At 63.4% G+C, this 17,089-nt stretch carries 17 protein-coding genes and 2 pseudogenes; 11 read left to right on the top strand and 8 right to left on the bottom strand.

Annotated elements, in window-relative coordinates; genetic code table 11:
• Positions 1–129: 129 nt before the first annotated feature.
• The 4 genes and pseudogenes from HALLA_RS21250 to HALLA_RS17740 form a co-directional block, all read right to left on the bottom strand.
• Positions 130–1,077: pseudogene (locus HALLA_RS21250) on the bottom strand (IS6 family transposase).
• 212 nt (positions 1,078–1,289) lie between these two features.
• Positions 1,290–1,853, bottom strand: coding sequence for a GNAT family N-acetyltransferase (locus HALLA_RS17750; RefSeq protein ID WP_049954820.1), 564 nt, complete (start codon positions 1,851–1,853; stop codon positions 1,290–1,292).
• A gap of 245 nt (positions 1,854–2,098) precedes the next feature.
• A pseudogene (locus HALLA_RS17745) lies at positions 2,099–2,416 on the bottom strand (IS6 family transposase); the annotation flags it as partial.
• 310 nt (positions 2,417–2,726) lie between these two features.
• On the bottom strand, positions 2,727–3,500 hold the full coding sequence (locus HALLA_RS17740) for an IclR family transcriptional regulator (protein ID WP_049954819.1): 774 nt from the start codon (positions 3,498–3,500) through the stop codon (positions 2,727–2,729).
• 194 nt (positions 3,501–3,694) lie between these two features.
• On the opposite strand from HALLA_RS17740, the gene HALLA_RS17735 reads away from it, so the two are divergent.
• Together HALLA_RS17735 and HALLA_RS17730 are read left to right on the top strand one after the other, a co-directional pair.
• Positions 3,695–4,891 carry an acyl-CoA dehydrogenase family protein gene (locus HALLA_RS17735; RefSeq protein WP_049954818.1) on the top strand — a complete coding sequence of 399 codons (1,197 nt, stop codon included), beginning with the start codon at positions 3,695–3,697 and terminating at the stop codon, positions 4,889–4,891.
• Between the two features lies 1 nt (position 4,892).
• On the top strand, positions 4,893–5,888 hold the full coding sequence (locus tag HALLA_RS17730) for an MBL fold metallo-hydrolase (protein ID WP_049954817.1): 996 nt from the start codon (positions 4,893–4,895) through the stop codon (positions 5,886–5,888).
• A gap of 140 nt (positions 5,889–6,028) precedes the next feature.
• Here HALLA_RS17730 and HALLA_RS17725 read toward each other — a convergent pair whose 3' ends face one another.
• Positions 6,029–7,594 (bottom strand): class I adenylate-forming enzyme family protein, encoded by a 1,566-nt coding sequence (locus tag HALLA_RS17725; RefSeq protein ID WP_049954816.1) that lies wholly within the window; start codon positions 7,592–7,594, stop codon positions 6,029–6,031.
• A 209-nt stretch (positions 7,595–7,803) separates the two neighbouring features.
• Between HALLA_RS17725 and HALLA_RS17720 the strand changes: the two genes are divergently transcribed.
• From HALLA_RS17720 to HALLA_RS17710, 4 genes are all read left to right on the top strand, one after another.
• A complete protein-coding gene (locus tag HALLA_RS17720) occupies positions 7,804–8,952 on the top strand; it encodes an acetyl-CoA acetyltransferase (protein WP_049954815.1) in 1,149 nt (382 codons plus the stop codon).
• Positions 8,949–9,374, top strand: coding sequence for a Zn-ribbon domain-containing OB-fold protein (locus HALLA_RS17715; protein ID WP_049954814.1), 426 nt, complete (start codon positions 8,949–8,951; stop codon positions 9,372–9,374). The genes HALLA_RS17720 and HALLA_RS17715 overlap by 4 nt, the downstream gene beginning before the upstream one ends.
• Positions 9,375–9,416: 42 nt before the next feature.
• A complete protein-coding gene (locus HALLA_RS21685; RefSeq protein WP_277921488.1) occupies positions 9,417–9,539 on the top strand; it encodes a hypothetical protein in 123 nt (40 codons plus the stop codon).
• Positions 9,540–9,799: 260 nt separating this feature from the next.
• A complete protein-coding gene (locus HALLA_RS17710; RefSeq protein ID WP_049954943.1) occupies positions 9,800–11,092 on the top strand; it encodes an MFS transporter in 1,293 nt (430 codons plus the stop codon).
• On the opposite strand, the gene HALLA_RS21515 is transcribed toward HALLA_RS17710, so the two are convergent.
• Positions 11,089–11,346 carry a hypothetical protein gene (locus tag HALLA_RS21515; protein ID WP_242406258.1) on the bottom strand — a complete coding sequence of 86 codons (258 nt, stop codon included), beginning with the start codon at positions 11,344–11,346 and terminating at the stop codon, positions 11,089–11,091. The two genes, HALLA_RS17710 and HALLA_RS21515, sit on opposite strands and share 4 nt — an antisense overlap.
• On the opposite strand from HALLA_RS21515, the gene HALLA_RS17705 reads away from it, so the two are divergent.
• The 5 genes from HALLA_RS17705 to HALLA_RS17685 all read left to right on the top strand — a co-directional run bounded on the left by HALLA_RS17705 (position 11,263) and on the right by HALLA_RS17685 (position 16,130).
• On the top strand, positions 11,263–11,511 hold the full coding sequence (locus HALLA_RS17705) for a molybdopterin-dependent oxidoreductase (protein WP_049954813.1): 249 nt from the start codon (positions 11,263–11,265) through the stop codon (positions 11,509–11,511). The genes HALLA_RS21515 and HALLA_RS17705 overlap by 84 nt on opposite strands.
• 54 nt (positions 11,512–11,565) lie before the next feature.
• Positions 11,566–12,978, top strand: coding sequence for an ABC transporter substrate-binding protein (locus tag HALLA_RS17700; RefSeq protein ID WP_174887918.1), 1,413 nt, complete (start codon positions 11,566–11,568; stop codon positions 12,976–12,978).
• A 199-nt stretch (positions 12,979–13,177) separates the two neighbouring features.
• Positions 13,178–14,131, top strand: a complete 954-nt coding sequence (locus tag HALLA_RS17695; protein ID WP_049954811.1) for a carbohydrate ABC transporter permease — start codon at positions 13,178–13,180, stop codon at positions 14,129–14,131.
• Positions 14,128–15,000: a carbohydrate ABC transporter permease gene (locus tag HALLA_RS17690; RefSeq protein WP_049954810.1), complete on the top strand. Its 873-nt coding sequence runs from the start codon at positions 14,128–14,130 to the stop codon at positions 14,998–15,000. Before HALLA_RS17695 ends, HALLA_RS17690 begins: the two co-directional genes overlap by 4 nt.
• Before the next feature lie 44 nt (positions 15,001–15,044).
• Positions 15,045–16,130, top strand: coding sequence for an ABC transporter ATP-binding protein (locus tag HALLA_RS17685; RefSeq protein ID WP_049954809.1), 1,086 nt, complete (start codon positions 15,045–15,047; stop codon positions 16,128–16,130).
• 5 nt (positions 16,131–16,135) lie between these two features.
• On the opposite strand, the gene HALLA_RS17680 is transcribed toward HALLA_RS17685, so the two are convergent.
• Entirely contained in the window at positions 16,136–16,711 is a 576-nt protein-coding gene (locus HALLA_RS17680; protein ID WP_049954808.1) for an RDD family protein, read from the bottom strand.
• A gap of 75 nt (positions 16,712–16,786) precedes the next feature.
• Positions 16,787–17,068 carry a hypothetical protein gene (locus HALLA_RS17675; protein ID WP_049954807.1) on the bottom strand — a complete coding sequence of 94 codons (282 nt, stop codon included), beginning with the start codon at positions 17,066–17,068 and terminating at the stop codon, positions 16,787–16,789.
• Between the last annotated feature and the right edge of the window lie 21 nt (positions 17,069–17,089).

Raw genomic sequence — 17,089 nt, 5'->3', positions numbered from 1 at the left:
GGCTACGGGTCGGTGCGGTTCGGCAACGAACTCGAGAGGGCGTGTAAACCCCAGTCGTATTCGGTAACGCTGTGGTCCAGTGAGGCGAGAGATGGCCTAGAAATGAACCATCATGGAATGAGGCACTGTCTAGTTTAGCACCTCCGCTGGTGTCTGTCCGTTGAGTGACTGGTGTGGTCGTTGCGTGTTATAGTAGTGTACGAACTGTTCAAGCCATTCTCTGACGCTCCCCCGACTGTCGACCCACGAGTTATGGAAGCGGTCAACCCGCATCTTGAAGGTCTGAAACCACTTTTCGATCGGGTTTCTCTCGACATAGTCGAGCTGACCGCTCAATCCTATTCGAGAGAGGGCAATCAGATAACCATAGCCATCGACGAGAAACACCGCCTCGGAGAGATCGTGTTTCTCGGTTAATCGATGCAGGAATGCAGCGGCTGGATCGGTGCCTCGCCGTCCGAACATTGCGACATCGAGAATAAGCCGCGAATCGAAGTCTATTGCAGCGTACACCCAAGACCAGTCGCCGTTGATCTTGACAGCAGTCTCATCAACTGCGACCCGCGACGGCTTCGCCGTCGGCGGGTCTGGAACGCTGTCAGCCATCCGATGTACTCAGTGCCAGATTGCTTGATAAGTGCGTTCTACGCCGATCAAGCGAAGAATTGCTTGTGTCTCTCGAAGCGAACACCCGGTCGCGTGAAGGCGGACGGCGAACACCATCATCATGTTGAGCATCATTTCGGCCATCCAGTCGTCCTCGCCAACCGTCCCGATGGGCTGGTTCACGAGATCGATGTCGACGTCTTTCTCGCGGAGATCATCGACGAACCCGGCGAGATCCGCGAATGATCGCCCGAGCCGGTCGAGTTCGTGGGCGACCACCACATCGTACCCGGCGACATGCTCGCGGAGACGCTGGTACTCTTCCCGTGAGACAGAGGCTCCGCTCTCACCGAGATCGCAGAACCACTCGATCTGATTTCCCTCCTCGCTGTACTTCTGGCGGATCGCACGCATCTGGCGGTTCTCGTTCTGATCGTCAGTCGAGACGCGGACGTAGGCGGCAATATTCATAGGTGCATTCGGGAACCTAACGACACCTCTAAACGATATATAAAGAACGGGGGTTTTCTGGTCGACCTCGAAAACACCTGTTTAGCGCTGAAGTGGATAGCAGTCGGCGATCAGATCGGACCTGCTACGTAGCTGACTTCGGCAATAGTGGACCGGAAATCACAGATCACTACCGCTCCGGAAGCGACTCGGACCGCAACTGGGTGTATCCATCACGATTCGCGTTCTGAAACGAGGAATGCCACGACCGTGTACTGGTCGTCATTGAACTCGAATTCGGTTATCGGAGTCATGCCGAGTCCGTCAGTGTGAGCAGCGTATGACGCCTGATTTTCGTTTGCGACCCATGCCAATCCAACCTCGAATTCCTCGGCGACGGTCTCGACGAGGGTCTCGAACATGTCCGATAGAACTCCCCTACCGCGATAGTCTTGGGCGACGATGGCGGGTCCGTAGAGAAACGTCCGATACGCAGACAGGGACTCACCGCGAAAGTCCGCCTCTGAGCAGGCATCCGCCATCGTCTCGACCACCGATTGTCCCTCGTGCTGGTCGAATGTAGACGCGCCGATGCAACCGATCACTTCGTTCCCGTCGGCGGTGACGGCAAATCCGGGGTCCTCGGCCATCGCTGCGAGTGCGTCCTCCGGGGGACCACCGCCAGTGATGTATCCTTCTTCGCGTTCTTCAGCCGTCAAGTTCTCCTTGGTATTGGCCTCCAGAAGTTGTGAGAGTGGGTGAGCGTCCTCGGGTCGCGCGCGACGAATAGTGACCATGGTCATAGATCGGAACCATGAGAGAAAAAGTATCGGGTTTGATAGGTGAAAGACTGCTAATCCTCGGAATATGAGGTGAGAACGGAGTGGAGAGGGCCGATGGGTCACTGATGTCACCGAACGCCGGTGGTCGAGTATAACTGTCTGCACTCGGCAGGATGGTCTCCGTTCACGTTCATCGAGAACTCTTCGCTACGTTGCCGGAGAGCGCTACATGAGAACGCATGGCTGTGAGTGTGAACACGATCACTCTCTATTGCAGCGTATACCCAAGACCAGTCACCGTTAATCTTGACAGCTGTTTCATCAATGGCGACCTGCGACGGCTTCGCCGTCGGCGGGTCTGGCACGCTGTCAGCCAGCCGATGTACCCAGTTCCAGATCGCTTGGTGAGAACGTTCAACGCCGATAAAGCGAAGAATCGCTTGTGTCTCTCGAAGCGAACAACCGGTCGCGTGGAGACGGATGGCGAACATCCTGACGGGCGTCGCCGTCCGCTCACGCTCCCAAGCTTCATCAAATTCCGCCGCGTAGCACTCACTGAGCAGGTCTACAAGTGTCATTCCAAACTACCTCTACGACCTGCTCGCTTCTCAAACCGCACTAACTAGACGGTGCCCGGAATGACATTTTATCGGAATAGATATATACTTTTGAAATTGGTATTATTGGCGTTCGGTCGGCAATGGACTGCGGGCGAACCGTGTCCGAACGTTCGCGGACGGATCAACCCGTGTTCGGGCGCGGAATCCAGCTGATATTACGGACGTATGTTTGTAATTCAATCTGCGTCTCGAGAACGATCTTGCCGACGAACTGTCGATAGGCGGCACGGGCCTGGCGTGACGGATCGCGTTCACTCCGACTGAACGGTTACGAGAACATTACGTTCACTTCGATCGTGTTCGCCGTGGATAACAGCTCGTTGTCGAGGTTGTTTTCTTCCCACTCGTTCGCGAGTCGGTGTTCCGGTCCGGTGACGGTGACCGCGCCGTAGACGGTCCCGTCGTTGTCCAGGATCGGCGCGGCGATCGCGCTGATCCCATGGAGGTATTCCCCCTCATTGTACGCGATGCCCTCCTCGCGAACCGCGTCGAGTTCGTCGAAGAGAGCGTCTCGTTCAGTGATCGTCTCGTCGGTGAAGACGGGGAGTCCCCACTCGTCGATGATCTCGTCGACCCGCTCTTCGGTAAAGTGCGCGAGCATAGCCTTCCCGCCGGCAGAGTTGTGAAGGTATGTGTGCGTTCCGACGTCGATATCGCTCGTGAATGAGCGGCTGCCCTCGCTGACGTTGATGACCGTACCGAGCCCGTTCTGGGGTGTCGAACAGAGTACCCGCTCCCCGGTTCGCTCTGACAGCGCGTTGATGGGCTCGTCGGACGCCTCGTACAGCGGCTCGGCGTGTTTGACGTGCTCGCCGAAGGAGAGGAATCGAAGACTCAGCCGGTACTCGTTGCCCCGCTGAACCACGTACCCCTTCGAGCACAGCGTCGTCAGGTGGGCGTGGACCGTGCTTTTCGCGAGTCCGGTTCGCTCCGTGAGCTCCGTTACCCCGGCCCCATCGGCCTGCCACAGCGCTTCGAGGACGTCTAGGGCTTTGACCACTGCCTCGACCCGATTGCCTCCGTCCGTGCGCGTTGTTGCCATAGTTCGTATTCAACGAAGTTTTGTAAAACTGTTCCGTTCTGATGAACAGCAGTCGCACCCGAAAAATTCCCGCTGAACCGCGTGCGCTCGTTTCCGACGCGAATTCGGCCGATACGAGCCGACCGGTCGGTCTCGCGCCGGTTGAACCCATGCCCCACGGTAACGCTTAAGTGGACCGTTATGAAAGGCAGGTTATGGACTTTAGCGAACCGTCCGAGGCGATACAGATCAAGAAGGCGCTCGACGAATTCATCAGGCAGGAGGTCGCCCCCCTCGAGACCGAGTACGATCAGTTCCTCGGTGCCGATTACGAGAAGGAGATCGTCAACGACGACCACCGGCAGGTCCCCGAGTACCGAAACATCGTCGAGCAGATCCGCCAGAAGTCCGTCGAAGCGGGCTTCTACGGCATGACGATGCCAGAGGAGGTCGGCGGCGGCGACGTCGACATCCTCACCCGCGCCATCGTCGGCGAGCACATGTCCAACCGGCCTCCGGGCTTTCACAGCGCCATCTTCGGCGGCGCGGGCGGTCCGACGCCCATTCTGCTCGCCTGCGACGAGCGCCAGCGCGAGGAGTATCTCGAGCCGCTGATGGACGGCGAGATCACGACCTGCTTTGCGCTGACCGAGCCGGGCCACGGCAGCGACGCCCACCACATGGACACCGACGCGGAGAAAGAGGGCGACGAGTGGGTCATCAACGGCCAGAAGGTCTTCATCACGAACGCGCCCTACGCCGACTTCGCAATGGTCTTCGCTCGCACGAGCGGCGAGGACGGCGACCTCGGCGGGATCACGTGTTTCCTCGTCGACGAGGAGACGCCGGGCTACGAGATCGGGACGATCCATCGCGCGATGGGGATGACCCCCGGCACGCACGCCGAAATCCACCTCGACGACTGCCGCGTCGGCGAGGAGCAGGTGCTGGGCGAGGTCGACAAGGGGTTCCAGTCCGCGATGGACTGGATCGGCGGCGGCCGGATCAACATCGCCGCCGGCGCCGTCGGGACGGCCGAGTTCCTGCTCGATCTGTCCGTCGAGTACGCCCGCGACCGGGAGACGTTCGGGAAGCCCATCGGCCACCGACAGGGAATATCGTTCCAACTTGCCGAGCTCGCGACCGACATCGAGCAGGTCCGCCAACTCTACCGCTACGCCGCCTGGAAGATGGACAACGGCGAGCGCGCCCGCAAGGAGGAGTCGATGGCGAAGCTCCGCGGTGCGAAACTCGCCAACGACGCGGCCGATATCGCGATGCAGGTCCATGGCGGGGCCGGCTTCATGAAGGACTTGCCGATCGAACGCAACTACCGCTCGGCGCGGGTCTTCCGCATCTTCGAGGGAACCGACGAGATCCAGAAGCGAACGATCGCCCGCGAACTCATCTAAGATGTGCGAATCGACGGAGCGGGGCGCGAGCGCCGCGAGTGAGGTGTCCCGCATCGACTTCGACATCGAGTGGCCGCCGAAACACGCCGCGGCCTACCTCCTCGAGGAGCCGGCGCCGATCCTGATCGACGCCGGGGACCCCGAGGAGCGCGCCGAAGCGACGATCCGCGAGGGGCTGGCGACGAGGGGATACGCCTTCGCGGACATCGAAGCGGTCGTCGTCACCCACCCCCACAGCGATCACATCGGGCAGGTCCCGCTGTTGTACGAGGCCGGTGCCACCGTCTACGCCCCTCGGCCCGTCCTCGAGCAACTCGAGCGCGATCCGAGCGACCTCGCCGCTGGCGTCCGCGATATCGGTCGCTCGGCGGGCTACCGCGGAGAGGCGATCGAGCGCGAGATCGAGCGCGCGACGTCGTCGCTCGAGCGCAACCGCGACCTGCTCGCCTCCAGGGCGACGGTCCCCTTCGCGTTCGGCGAGCCGTTTACCGTCGCGGGTCGGACGTTCGAGCCGATTCACACGCCCGGCCATCAGGTTCATCACGCCGCCCTGGCGACCGACCTGAACGGCGAGCGCGTCCTCTTTTCGGGAGACGCGCTCATCGAGCCGTTCCGTCCGGGCGCGATCAACGTCGGTATCGACTACGGGGCCTACGACGCCGTCGACGACTTCCACCGCGCGATGGACCGCCTCGAAGGGCAGGCCGTGGATCGGGTCTTTCCCGGCCACGGCCCGGTCTTCACCGACTACGCGAGCGCCGTAGAGAACACGCGCTCGAAACTCGAATCGCTTACGGGGGAGACGCTCGAGGCGGTGACGGCCGTCGGGCCGGCGACGCCGCGGGAGATCACTCGGAACCGCGCCGGCGAAGTCCGGTATCCGGCCCAGTTGCTGGACACGCTCGGGGCCCTGGGAACACTCGAGGGTCGGGATAGGGTCGAGTACGAAGAGCGGGACGGCGTCCGCTACTACTCGTTCAGGAAGGCCTCGCCGTGATCGAGGGGGAGGCCGACGCGGTTCTCGAGAGCCGCGTCCTCGCGGGCCTACAGCGGCGACGACTCGGGTAGCGGTTTCTCCTCGAAGACGCCCAGCGCCGCGCCCGCGAGGACGTACGGGGTGCCGACAACGGTCACGCGCTACTCCTCCGCTCGCTCCTCGAGCTTGTACTTCTGGATCTTGCCGGAGGTAGTACGGGGCAGTTCCTCGATGAACTCGACCTCTCGAGGGTGTTTGTAGGAGGCGACGTTGTCGAGGAAGTAGTCCCTGATATCCTCGCTCGTGACGTCCTCGCCGGCTTCGACGCCCGGCGCGGTGACGACGTAGGCCTTCGGCACTTCGTTGCGCCGCTCGTCCGGAATTCCGACGATCGCTCCCTCGGCGACGGCCTCGTGTTCGGCCAGCAGCTCCTCGAGCTCGCTGGGGTAGATGTTGTAGCCCGCGGAGTTGATCATGTGTTTCTTCCGGTCGACGATCTCGTAGTAGTTGTCGGCGTCCCGGCGGGCGATGTCGCCGGTCCGGAAGAAGCCGTCCTCGGTGAACGCTTCCTCGGTCGCCTCGGGCATGTCGTGGTAGCCTTTCATCACCGATGGGCCGCGCACCAGGAGTTCGCCCTCCTCCCCGATGCCGACCGTCTCGCCGCTGCCGTCGACGATCACGGCCTCGGTCATCCGGGTCGGTTGGCCGATCGTCCCGTGGCGAAAGCCGAAGGTCGAACCGCTCTGGGTGTGAGTCGCGCCGGTGGTTTCGGTGAGCCCGTACCCCTCCGACATCTCGACGCCGGCGGTCTCCTCGAACTCCTCCTGGACGGCGACGGACATCTTCGCACCGCCCTCACTGACCGACTCGAGGCTGGTCAGGTCGCACTCCCCGAACTTCTCGCTGTTTATCATGTCGACGTACATCGCGGTGACGCCGACGTAGTGGGTGATCCCCTCCTGCTCGATCAGTTCCATGGCGGCATCGCCGTCCCAGTTCGCGGCGCTGCGCAGGTAGACGCTGCCGCCCCGGACGAGGGGCTGCCAGGCGGTGTGCGTGAAGCCGGTGATGTGATAGAGCGGGAGCCAGACGAGGCTTCTGACGTTCTCGTCCGCGAGCGCCTGCTCCTGTGAGAGGACCGAGAACGTCTGGGCCCGGAAGTTCCGGTGAGTCAGCTGGACCCCCTTGGGTTCGCCCGTGGTCCCCGAGGTGTACGGCAGGAGGGCCACGTCGTCGTCGGCCCGCTCGACGAACGTCTCCTCGCCGCGGACGTCGTCGAAGGCGCGGACGTATTCACTATCGCCGCCGACCGAGATGACCACCGGATCCAGGTCGCTCGCCTCGAGGGCCTCCTCGAGGTGCGGTTCTACGGCCTCGTGGGTCAGGACGACCGAGGCGTCGGTATCCTCGAGCTGATAGGTCAGTTCCCGTTTGCGGTACTGGGGGTTGACCGGCGAGACGACGACGCCGGCCTTGAACGCGCCGAGCGCGCCGATCAGGTACGGCGGACAGTTCGGTAGGTACTGGAGCATGACGTCTCCGGGTTCGATCCCCAGATTCGCCAGCCCGCCGGCGAACCGAGCGCTTTCGGCCTGCAGATCGTTGTGGGTCAGCGTCCGTCCGTGGTACTCGATGGCCTGGGCGTCGCCGTGCAGTCGGGCCGTCTCGTCGTGGAGTCGGGCCACGTTCCCTTTTCTGGCATCCTCGGTAACGTCTGCCAAATCCATGTTCCATGATATCACGGAATGGTATAAAATAGTATCTATGGTTGGCAGGTGACGGTGTATGATCTCGTTACGTTGGTAGCGAATGGCGATAGATTCAACAACAGTGGTGTCCATTCGGAGGGTGATACGGTGTCTCTTACCACAAGCTATTTGTGTTCGGTCCGGATATCGGGTGACCATGACACGATCCGTCACGCGGAGGGGCACCCGTGGCTGAACCGGTCCTCGCGGGCGTCGCCGAGAGCGACCTCGGCGAGACGCCCGACCGGAACTGGCTGGACAACGCCGCCATCGCGACCGTCCGCGCCTTGGAGGACGCCGGCTGCACCCTCGACGAGGTCGACGGCGTCGCGGTCGCCGGCGGCGAGGACTACATGCCCGCACTGTTGCTGTCCGAGTACCTCGATCTCGATACCCCTTCGTTCCTCGAGGGGACCGAGATCGGGGGCTCGTCGTTCGAGCACTTCTGCGGGCACGTCCGTGACGCGATGGCCCGCGAGGAGGCCGACGTGGTAGTCGTCGCCTACGGCTCGTCGAGCAAGACCGGCTCGGACCGGGACCGATCGCTCGAGGAGACCCATCCTGTCGACGGCTTCGTCCGGCCGACGGGGCTCTTCCGGCCGCCCGGGGCCTACGCGATGGCCGCGCGTCGACACATGCACGAGTACGGCACGACCGAGGAGCAACTCGCGGAAATCGCCGTCGCGACCCGCGAATGGGCCGCGATGAATCCGAAAGCGGCCCAGCGGGAGCCGATTTCGGTCGATGACGTGCTCGAGTCGCGTCCGATCGCGGAGCCGTTCAATCTGCTGGACTGCTGTCTCGTCTCGGACGGCGGCGGCGCGGTCGTCCTCGTGAGCGAGGAGAAAGCGCGGGAACTCGGGATACCGGAGATCGCCGTCGCGGGCGTCGCCTCGACGAGCACCCACCGACAGGACATCAGCGAAATGCCGGACATGACGACCACCGGTGCGGCGGTGACGGGACCGAAGGCGTTCGCGCAAGCGGGGATCACCCACGACGATGTCGACGTCGCCGAAATATACGACTCGTTTACCTACACCGCGCTGGTCACCCTCGAGGACCTGGGCTTCTGCGAGAAGGGCGACGGCGGCGAGTTCGTCTCCGGCGGCGCGACCGCCCCCGGCGGCGAGCTGCCGATGAACACGCAGGGCGGCGGCCTCTCGTACTGCCACCCCGGCCACTTCGGGATCTTCCTCCTCATCGAGGCCGCCCGTCAGCTCCGGGGCGACTACGAGGGCGATCGACAGGTCGACGACGCCGAGGTGGCCGTCGCCCACGGTACCGGCGGCTTGCTCTCCTCGAGCAGCACCGTCGTCCTTCGGAGGGAAGCGTGACGGGCCGCATCGAGGACCGCCGCGAGGAGTGGGACGGGCCGGTGCCGGTCCCGACCGGCGCGACGGTCCCCTTCTGGGCGGGCACTCTCGAGGGCGAACTGCGCTACCAGGCCTGCGAGTGCGGTCACCGCCAACTCTACCCGCGGGCGGTTTGTACCGCCTGCGGGGCCGAGGACCCGCCGTTCGCGGAAAGCGATGGCGTCGGCACGATCTACACCTACACCGTCTGTCACGTCCCCGGCGAACCCGGGTTCGCCGATCGGACACCGTACGTCGTCGGCGCGATCGACCTCGCCGAGGGACCGCGTCTGCTCGCGCTGCTCGACGCCGAGCCCGACGCCCTCGAGATCGGCGCAGCCGTCGGGGTCACGTTCTGGCGAGTCTCCGACAAGGCGGCGATTCCGGTGTTCGTACCGAAGTAGTCGAGCCGACGAAAAATCGGGCGCATCGTTTCGCTTCCCTACTTGAGGTCGGCCGTCGCCGGGCTCGAGATCGCCAACCTCGCGCGGTTCCTCGCCAGCCCGGACTCCTCCTACATGGTCGGCAAAACGGTCGAGATCACGGGCCTTCCCCGCCTCGGGAAGTAACGCGGACCCGCGCCACGAGCGCGACCGGCTCGAGGCGACGCTCGCGCGGGAGGACCCCGGAACGAGACCCGTGTTACCAGTACCCATATATTTTTCAGCCCGAACGACAAACCACGGGCAACATGGAGTTCGATATCGTCTCCGCGGAGACGCTCACGGAGCCGCCGTACGACGGCACCGTGGCGCGCCGCCTCGAGGAGCGTGGAATCGAACCGTGAGCTATCCGTACCCGGAGACGCGACTCGGTGTGTATCACGACGATGTCTGAAGAGCTCATCTACTCGACGGCGGAGATCAGGACCATCGCGCTCGCGGTCATCGCCGGCGTGTTCTTCGGCGGCGTCGCGACCGGCGTCGCGTTCCCGACGCTGCCGTTGCTCGACGAGCGGCTGGTCATCTCCGCGGTCATCCTGAGCGTGATCCTTTCGGCCAACCGGATCGCTCGTTTGTTCATGAACACGCCCGCCGGAACGATCATCGACCGGGTCGGCGCGCGTACACCGATGATTTTCGGCCTGTTCACGCAGGCGCTGGCTCCCTTCGGCTACGTCGTCGGCCTCCACGCGCCGCCGACCGATCTGGGAACGGTGCCGATACTTGGGGACGTGTCGCTTCCGGGCGTCGTCTTCGTCGTATCGCGGCTGTTCTGGGGCGTCGGCAGCGCGTTCGTCTTCATCGGCGCGTTCGCGACGATCACGTACGTCACGTCGGCCGACAACCGCGGCCGGTGGGTCGGCTACATGCGCGGGGGCCAGTCGCTCGGATTCCCGACCGGGCTCGTCCTCGGCGGCCTCCTGACGGATCTCGCGAGCATGCAAACGGCGTTTCTCACCGCCGGTATCCTCGCGTTGCTCGCCGGCACCGTCGCGACGCTCGTCCTGCCCGACGTCCACGCCGGCGCGGACGGGCGGGCCGCGAAGCTCCGCGAGGTACCCGCGCTGCTCGCCGCCAACCCGACCGTCGTCCTGATCGGCTACGGCAACTTCGCCGTCCGCTTTCTCTGGGGCGGGATCGTCCTCTCGACGCTGGCCCGCTACGCCAGCGACTACAGCCTCGAACTCTCCACGCTCGGCGCGGCGGGCATCAGCGGGATCGTGATGGGGCTGGGCGTGATCACCTCGGGGTCGATGACGGTCGTTACCGGCTGGGCGTCGGACATGGTCAGCGATAGGACGCTGTTGACGGTGCCCGCGTTCCTCTCGATGGGCGCGGGCTTCCTGGTCATCGCCTACGTCCCGACGATCGAGGCGCTGCTGGGGGCAATCGTCCTCGTCGGTGCCGGCATGGGTGCGGCTGCGCCCGCGATGTTGGCGATCGTGGGGGACCTGACGCCGGGCGACGAACTCGGTCGAATGGGCGGAGTCTACCAGGTGATGGGCGATGTCGGCCTCAGCCTCGGGCCCCTCGTGGCGATTCCGGCCGTCGATCTCTGGTTCGGCTACCGGACGACCTACGTGCTCTGTGCCGCGCTCGTGTTGAGCTGTCTGACGGTCGTCTCGCTTCCGCTGTTGCGGGATCCGGACGTCTCGAGGGCGGGTGTGAACGCGGACTAGGAACGCCAACACCGCGGCGACCGACCGCCGTTCCGCGTTCCGAAGCCGATACCTGACCACGGACTCGTCATCGCGTACGGACTGACGCGCTCGCGGCCGCCGACGCCATGGCGCTTGCGGACCGGTTCGCGACGCTGCGGTGCGTCGGCGACTAGCTCAACGGCTGGCAGATGGACACCGCGCTCTGGAGCGGCGTGCCCGTCCGGCGGCTCCTCGAGGCGGCGGAGCCGGAGGGCGATCGCGTCATTTTGCACGGCGCCGACGGCTGCTACAACGAGTTACCGCTCGAGGCGCTGTGGCTGGGACTACTGGCCTACCGGATGAACGGGCGGCCGCTCCCGTCGGATACGATCTGTGAGGGCGAGAGAGCCGGAACGAGCAGTGAAAACAAGGTTCGGATCTATATGAGAAAAACATGAAGTTTATATGCATATAGAGGGATGCTATCAATAGCCAAGATGGCTTGAGAACGAATGACACGGGATACTATCGACAGGCGTCGAGTACTTACGGGAGCAGGTGTCGGAATCGCTTCGGCGATGGCGGGCTGTCTAGGTGGTGGTGGCGGCAGCGACGACGTCCACTTCATCACGGATTACTACACCGGTCCCTGGGAGAGCCTCTGGGAGGAACTCGAGTCGGAGTTTACCGACGAGACGGACATCCCCATGAACATCGAGGAAGGCGGGATGTCCGGAACTCAGGAGGGGCGGCTTTCGCAGTTGATTCAGGCGGGCACTCCGCCGGACGCGAACACCTCGACGTTCGATCAGGTGGCCGATATCTGGGAGACGGACCAGCTCGAGACAGTCAACGACGTGGTCGGATCGATCGAGGAGGTCAACGGGGAGATAAACACCGATGCGTTCCTTGGGGAGGGTGACGACCTCTACCAGATCCCACACGGGTTGTACGTTTCGAACTTCCAATACCGGGCGGACGTCTACGACGCACTCGGACTCGAGGAACCCGAGACGTTCAGCGACGTCCTCGAGAACGCACAGGCCATCGACGAATCAGAGGAGTTCCCCGACATGCGCGGGTACGGACTCGCCGGCGCACCGACCGGCAAGAGTCAGGACGAACTCCTCGTCCTACTGGCCAGCGCGGGCATCTCGGGGATCGGCCTTCGCTGGAGCGATCCGGACGCCCGCGAGGAACTCGAGGTCTGGTGGCCCGAGGACACGGTGACCGAGGTACTGGAGTACGCCAAGGACCTCTCCGAGTACTCGCCCGATCCGACGGATATCGGCTGGTCCAGTTCGCTCAGCAGTTGGGTGCAGGGGAGCTACGGCCAGTGTTATCACCTCAACTGCTGGCCGATCGGCGTCACCGCACAGCAGGCCGAGGCGGACGACAACGACGGCCTGCGCGCGGTGGCCGAGAACACCGAGGTCATCCCGTACCCGATGCTGGACGGGGTCGACCCGGACGAGAACTGGCTGTCCTCGCCGGCCCCCGACGGCTACCACATCTTCGCCGGCGGGGAGCGGCCGGGCGACGCCAAGGAGTGGTTCGAGTGGCTCTACGCCGACAGCATGGAGCGGACCGTCAGCTTCTACGAGACGGATCCGGGTCGGTTCCTGCCGACCTACTCCGACGTGATCGGCTCGGACGAATTCCAGAATCAGGGCATCTTCGAGGCACACCCTCACCTACTCGAGAAGCTCGAGTACGTTCAAGACGAGATCTGGGGCAGCCACTACGGAAGTGTCGACGAGGCGAACACCTCTTCGCCGGAGTCGCTGTACATGCAACGCCAGTGGTTCTACGGCGAGATGGTCAACCGCGTTGTCACTGATTCCAACTCCGTTCAGGAGGCCTACGAGTGGGGCTATGACCAACTCGAAGAGGCCTTCTCGGAGGCCCAAGACACGTTCGGATAATCGATGAGACGCAACTGAGACACGCGACCGATCGCGTTCGGCCGCGCTAGCGGCGTTCCAAGCCTGAACTGACGGGGGAATTACTTTCAGTCGGTCAGTTTCATCCCCCAGCCAACGTTTGGGACGGTACTAGTGGGTGAGCGAATCGTTTATGTGCAACCGTGAGATTAACAAACATACATGCAGAGGAGACCTAGATATGGCCAGTGAAACCGGAAAATCGATACGCCCCGGCAGGGCGTACATTCCGTGGGACGACCTGCCGGTACAGCGGGAGACGGTCGCCGGGGTCGCGACCGTTCTCCCCGTCGTCGTTCTGTACTTACTCATCGCGGTGCTTCCGATCGCCTTCGCGTTCTGGGCATCGTTACACAACATCCACACGCTCAACCCCGAGTGGCAGTGGGCCGGCTTCTCGAACTACCGCGAGGTCCTGAACATCTCCACGTTCTGGGGCTCGCTGTGGCGAGGGATCGTCTACATGGTCGGCAGTACGCTTCTCCAGCTCGCCGTCGGGCTCTGGATGGCGCTGGTACTCAACCGTATCACCCGCGGGCAGAAACTGCTCACCGCGGTGGTCTTTACCGCCTACTTGATCCCGACGATCATCGTCTCGCTGGTGGCGATGCGGGTGTTCGATCCGGCCGGCGGCGTCTTCCAGATGATGGGGACCGAGTGGTTCGGCCTGTGGGGCGCTCAGGAAGCTCCATTGGGCTCTCGAGGCTGGGCCATGCAGCTGCTGATCCTCATCGGAACCTGGAAGTTCGCCGTCTTCGTCACCATCTTCACGCTCGCGCAGTTGCGCGCGATTCCGGACCGGTTCTACGAGGCGGCGAAGATCTGTGGCGCGAACCGCTGGCAGATGTTTCGCGACATCACGCTGCCGCGTCTCATGGGCATCGTGACGGTGGTCGTCTTGCTCCGTTCGGTCTTCATGTTCAACAAGTTCGACATCATCTGGCAGCTCACGGAGGGTGGACCCGGTAACGCCACGACCACCCTGCCAGTACTGGCCTACAAGACCGTCTACACGGAACAGGCCTACGGACTCGCCAACGCGATCTCCGTCGTCATGTTCCTGTTCCTGCTTGCGTCGGCGATCATCTACTTCAAACTGTTCAACCCCAGCGAGGAGGTCGAGACAACAACATGAGCCAAAGCGAACCACCGGGAGGCATCTTCGGCCTCTCGTACGACGACGAAACCCGCGCCTTCGAGGCACTGAAACTCGTCAGCACCGCGATCATCGTACTCGTCGGTGCCTGGCCGATCTACTGGATGGCCCAGCTGGCTTTCACCGATTACGAGACGGTCGAGAACGTCGTTACCGTCTTTCCCGCGCCGGACGTCTTCACGCTCGATAACTTCACGGTGTTGACGCAGCCGGAGATGTACACCTACATGTTCAACACTGTCGTGGTGGCCATCGGGACCATCGTGACGGTCGTCCTCGTCTCGCTGATCGCCGGCTACGGCCTCGCGCGCTTGGACTTCCCCCAGAAGGAGAACTTCGCTCGAGTCCTCCTGATCGGCTACCTCTTCAGCCCGATCGTCATCGGGATTCCGCTCTACCAGATCTGGCAGAACATCGGGCTGCTCGGAACTCGAGTTGGGCTCATCATCGCCCTGTCGGCGATCTCGATGCCCTTCGCGGTCTGGCTGATGTGGAAGTACATCATGACGATTCCGGAGGCCCACGAGGAAGCGGCGTGGGTCGACGGCGCGTCACGGTGGCGCGGCTTTCGGGACGTCGTCGTGCCCCAGTGTCGGCCGGCGATCATCGCCGCGGCGCTGTTCGCCTTCGCGCTCGCCTGGAACGACTTCACGTTCGCGGAGATCCTCCTGCCCGAGACCGACACGACGACGTTCGCACCCGGGATCCTCCGGGCGATGGGACAGGCGCAGTTCCTGCCGGACGCCTACCTGATGGCAATCTCGCTGGCCATGACGTTGCCACCGCTCCTGTTCGCCTACTTCATGCAGAGCTACCTGCTGAAGGGGTTCCAGGTCAGAGCGCTCTAACCGCGTATTACCTTTACAACTAACACCACGAGACATACCAACATATGCCAGACATCGAAATCCGAAATCTGACGAAAGTGTACGAGGAATCGGGCAACGAAATTGTCGCCGTCGACGACGTCGACCTCACCATCGAGGACGGCGAATTCGTGACGCTGGTCGGCCCCTCCGGCTGCGGGAAGACTACGACGCTTCGCTGCGTCGCGGGGCTGAACAAGCCGACCAGCGGTACGATAACCTTCGGCGACCGCGACGTAACGGACAAGCCGGTTCAGGAGCGAAACATCGCGTTGCTCTTCCAGGATATCGCGCTGTATCCTCACATGAGCGTCCAGGAGAACATGGCTTACGGCCTCAAGATCGCCGGATTCTCCCGGGAGGAACGCATCGCACGCGTCGAGGAGGCCGCCGAGTTGCTCCAGATCACCAACCAACTCGAGAAGATGCCGGCGGATCTCTCGGGCGGCCAGCAACAACGCGTCGCGCTGGGCCGGTCGCTCGTCCGCGACCCGGATATCTTCCTGTTCGATGAGCCGATGTCGGACCTAGACGCGAAGCTCAAGGCCGAACTGCGCCCGGTCATCGAGAAGGTGACCGACGAGATCGGCTGTCCGACGCTGTACGTGACCCACGACCAGGAGGAGGCGATGACCATGTCCGATCGGGTCGCGGTCATCAACGACGGCGAACTGGCCCAGGTCGCTCCGCCGAAGGAAGTCTACGACGAACCAGTCTCGCAGTTCGTCAGCCAGTTCATCGGCCAGCCCTCCACCCAGTTCTTCGGCGGCAACGTCCGGTCGGTCAACGGCACCGTCGAACTCGACGTCGGCGGCTACGAGTACGGCCTCGCCCGCGACGGCCTCGAGGGCTGGGCCGGCGAGCACGTCCAGGTCGGGCTCCGGCCCCAGTACATCCGGGTCAGCAACGACACCGGGACCGGCATCCCGGCGACGCACCTGCTCGACGAGCCGTTGGGCGACGCGACCCACAGCTTCTTCGACACCGAATTCGGCGAGATCGTCGTCGTCACCGGCCCCGACTTCGAGGGCGACGGGGAAGAGTACGGCCTCGTCTTCGACGACGAGCACATCCAGCTGTTCGATACTGATTCCGGCGTCCGGATCGCTTAGTCGGTTCAGTTCTTTTCGTCGCCGCTCGCTCGAGCGGCCGCGCTCGTGTCCGCGTCGGCGGTGACCGCCGTCTCGAGATCGGCCGGCGCCGTCGAACGAACAACGATCGTGCCCGCCGCGCGGTCGCCGACGCGGCGACCGTCGGTCGCAAGCGCAACGCCGAGACCGACCACCAGCGGCGGGACGCCGAGCAGGTCGACGTACCGACACAGGTTTCGCACGGCGCTGGCCCGGAGCGTACACTGGCTCCCGTCCGCCATCACTACCAGCAGGCCGCGGTTGACCTTTCCTGGGGTCCGGCCGTAGCGCCACTCAAAGGTAAACGAGTACGTGACGTAGAGCGGCAGGAGAACGAGCAACGACAGGGGGACGACGGCCCCGCCGAGCGCCTCGTAGGGCCCGCTGAAGAGCACGCTCGCGACGTAGATCAGCGGAAACTCGAGCAGAACGTAACAGACGAACAAGTCGATCGCCGCCGCCCCGGTGCGGGCGAGCACCACGTCCCGGTCGCCCGCGGTCTCGACTTTCGGTGCCGGCTGTCGTTGGGTCGGCAAGAACCCGTCTAGTTTCCAGTCGATCACGGGTCGACCGCCTCACCGTTCATGGCTGGGGTATTCGTCAGCGAGCGGAAGATACCTGCCATCGTCCGCCAGCGGTCACTCCATGCGGACGTCCGTCCGCAACGTTACGAGGAAGTAGCCCAACAGGAAGAGCGTGATTCCGCCGAAGACCTGCGAATCGATCGACAGGTAGCCGTCTACCTGATACAGCAGGACGCTGGTGACCGCCAGCATGACGATGGCGCTGGCCGTTCGCCAGCGTTCTACAACCTTCTCGAGGACGATTCCCGTCGTGGATTTCTCGACCGCGTCCGACGCCTCGCGGATGTTCTCCAGTCCCGCACTCTCGGATTTCCGTGACGTGCTCTCGCCGCTCATATACTGCCGTTTTTCCCATCG

The sequence above is a fragment of the Halostagnicola larsenii XH-48 genome, assembly GCF_000517625.1.
Classification (GTDB): Archaea; Halobacteriota; Halobacteria; order Halobacteriales; family Natrialbaceae; genus Halostagnicola; species Halostagnicola larsenii.
Note: the sequence above shows the minus strand (reverse complement) of the source record. Positions and strands in the feature narration are given on the sequence as shown.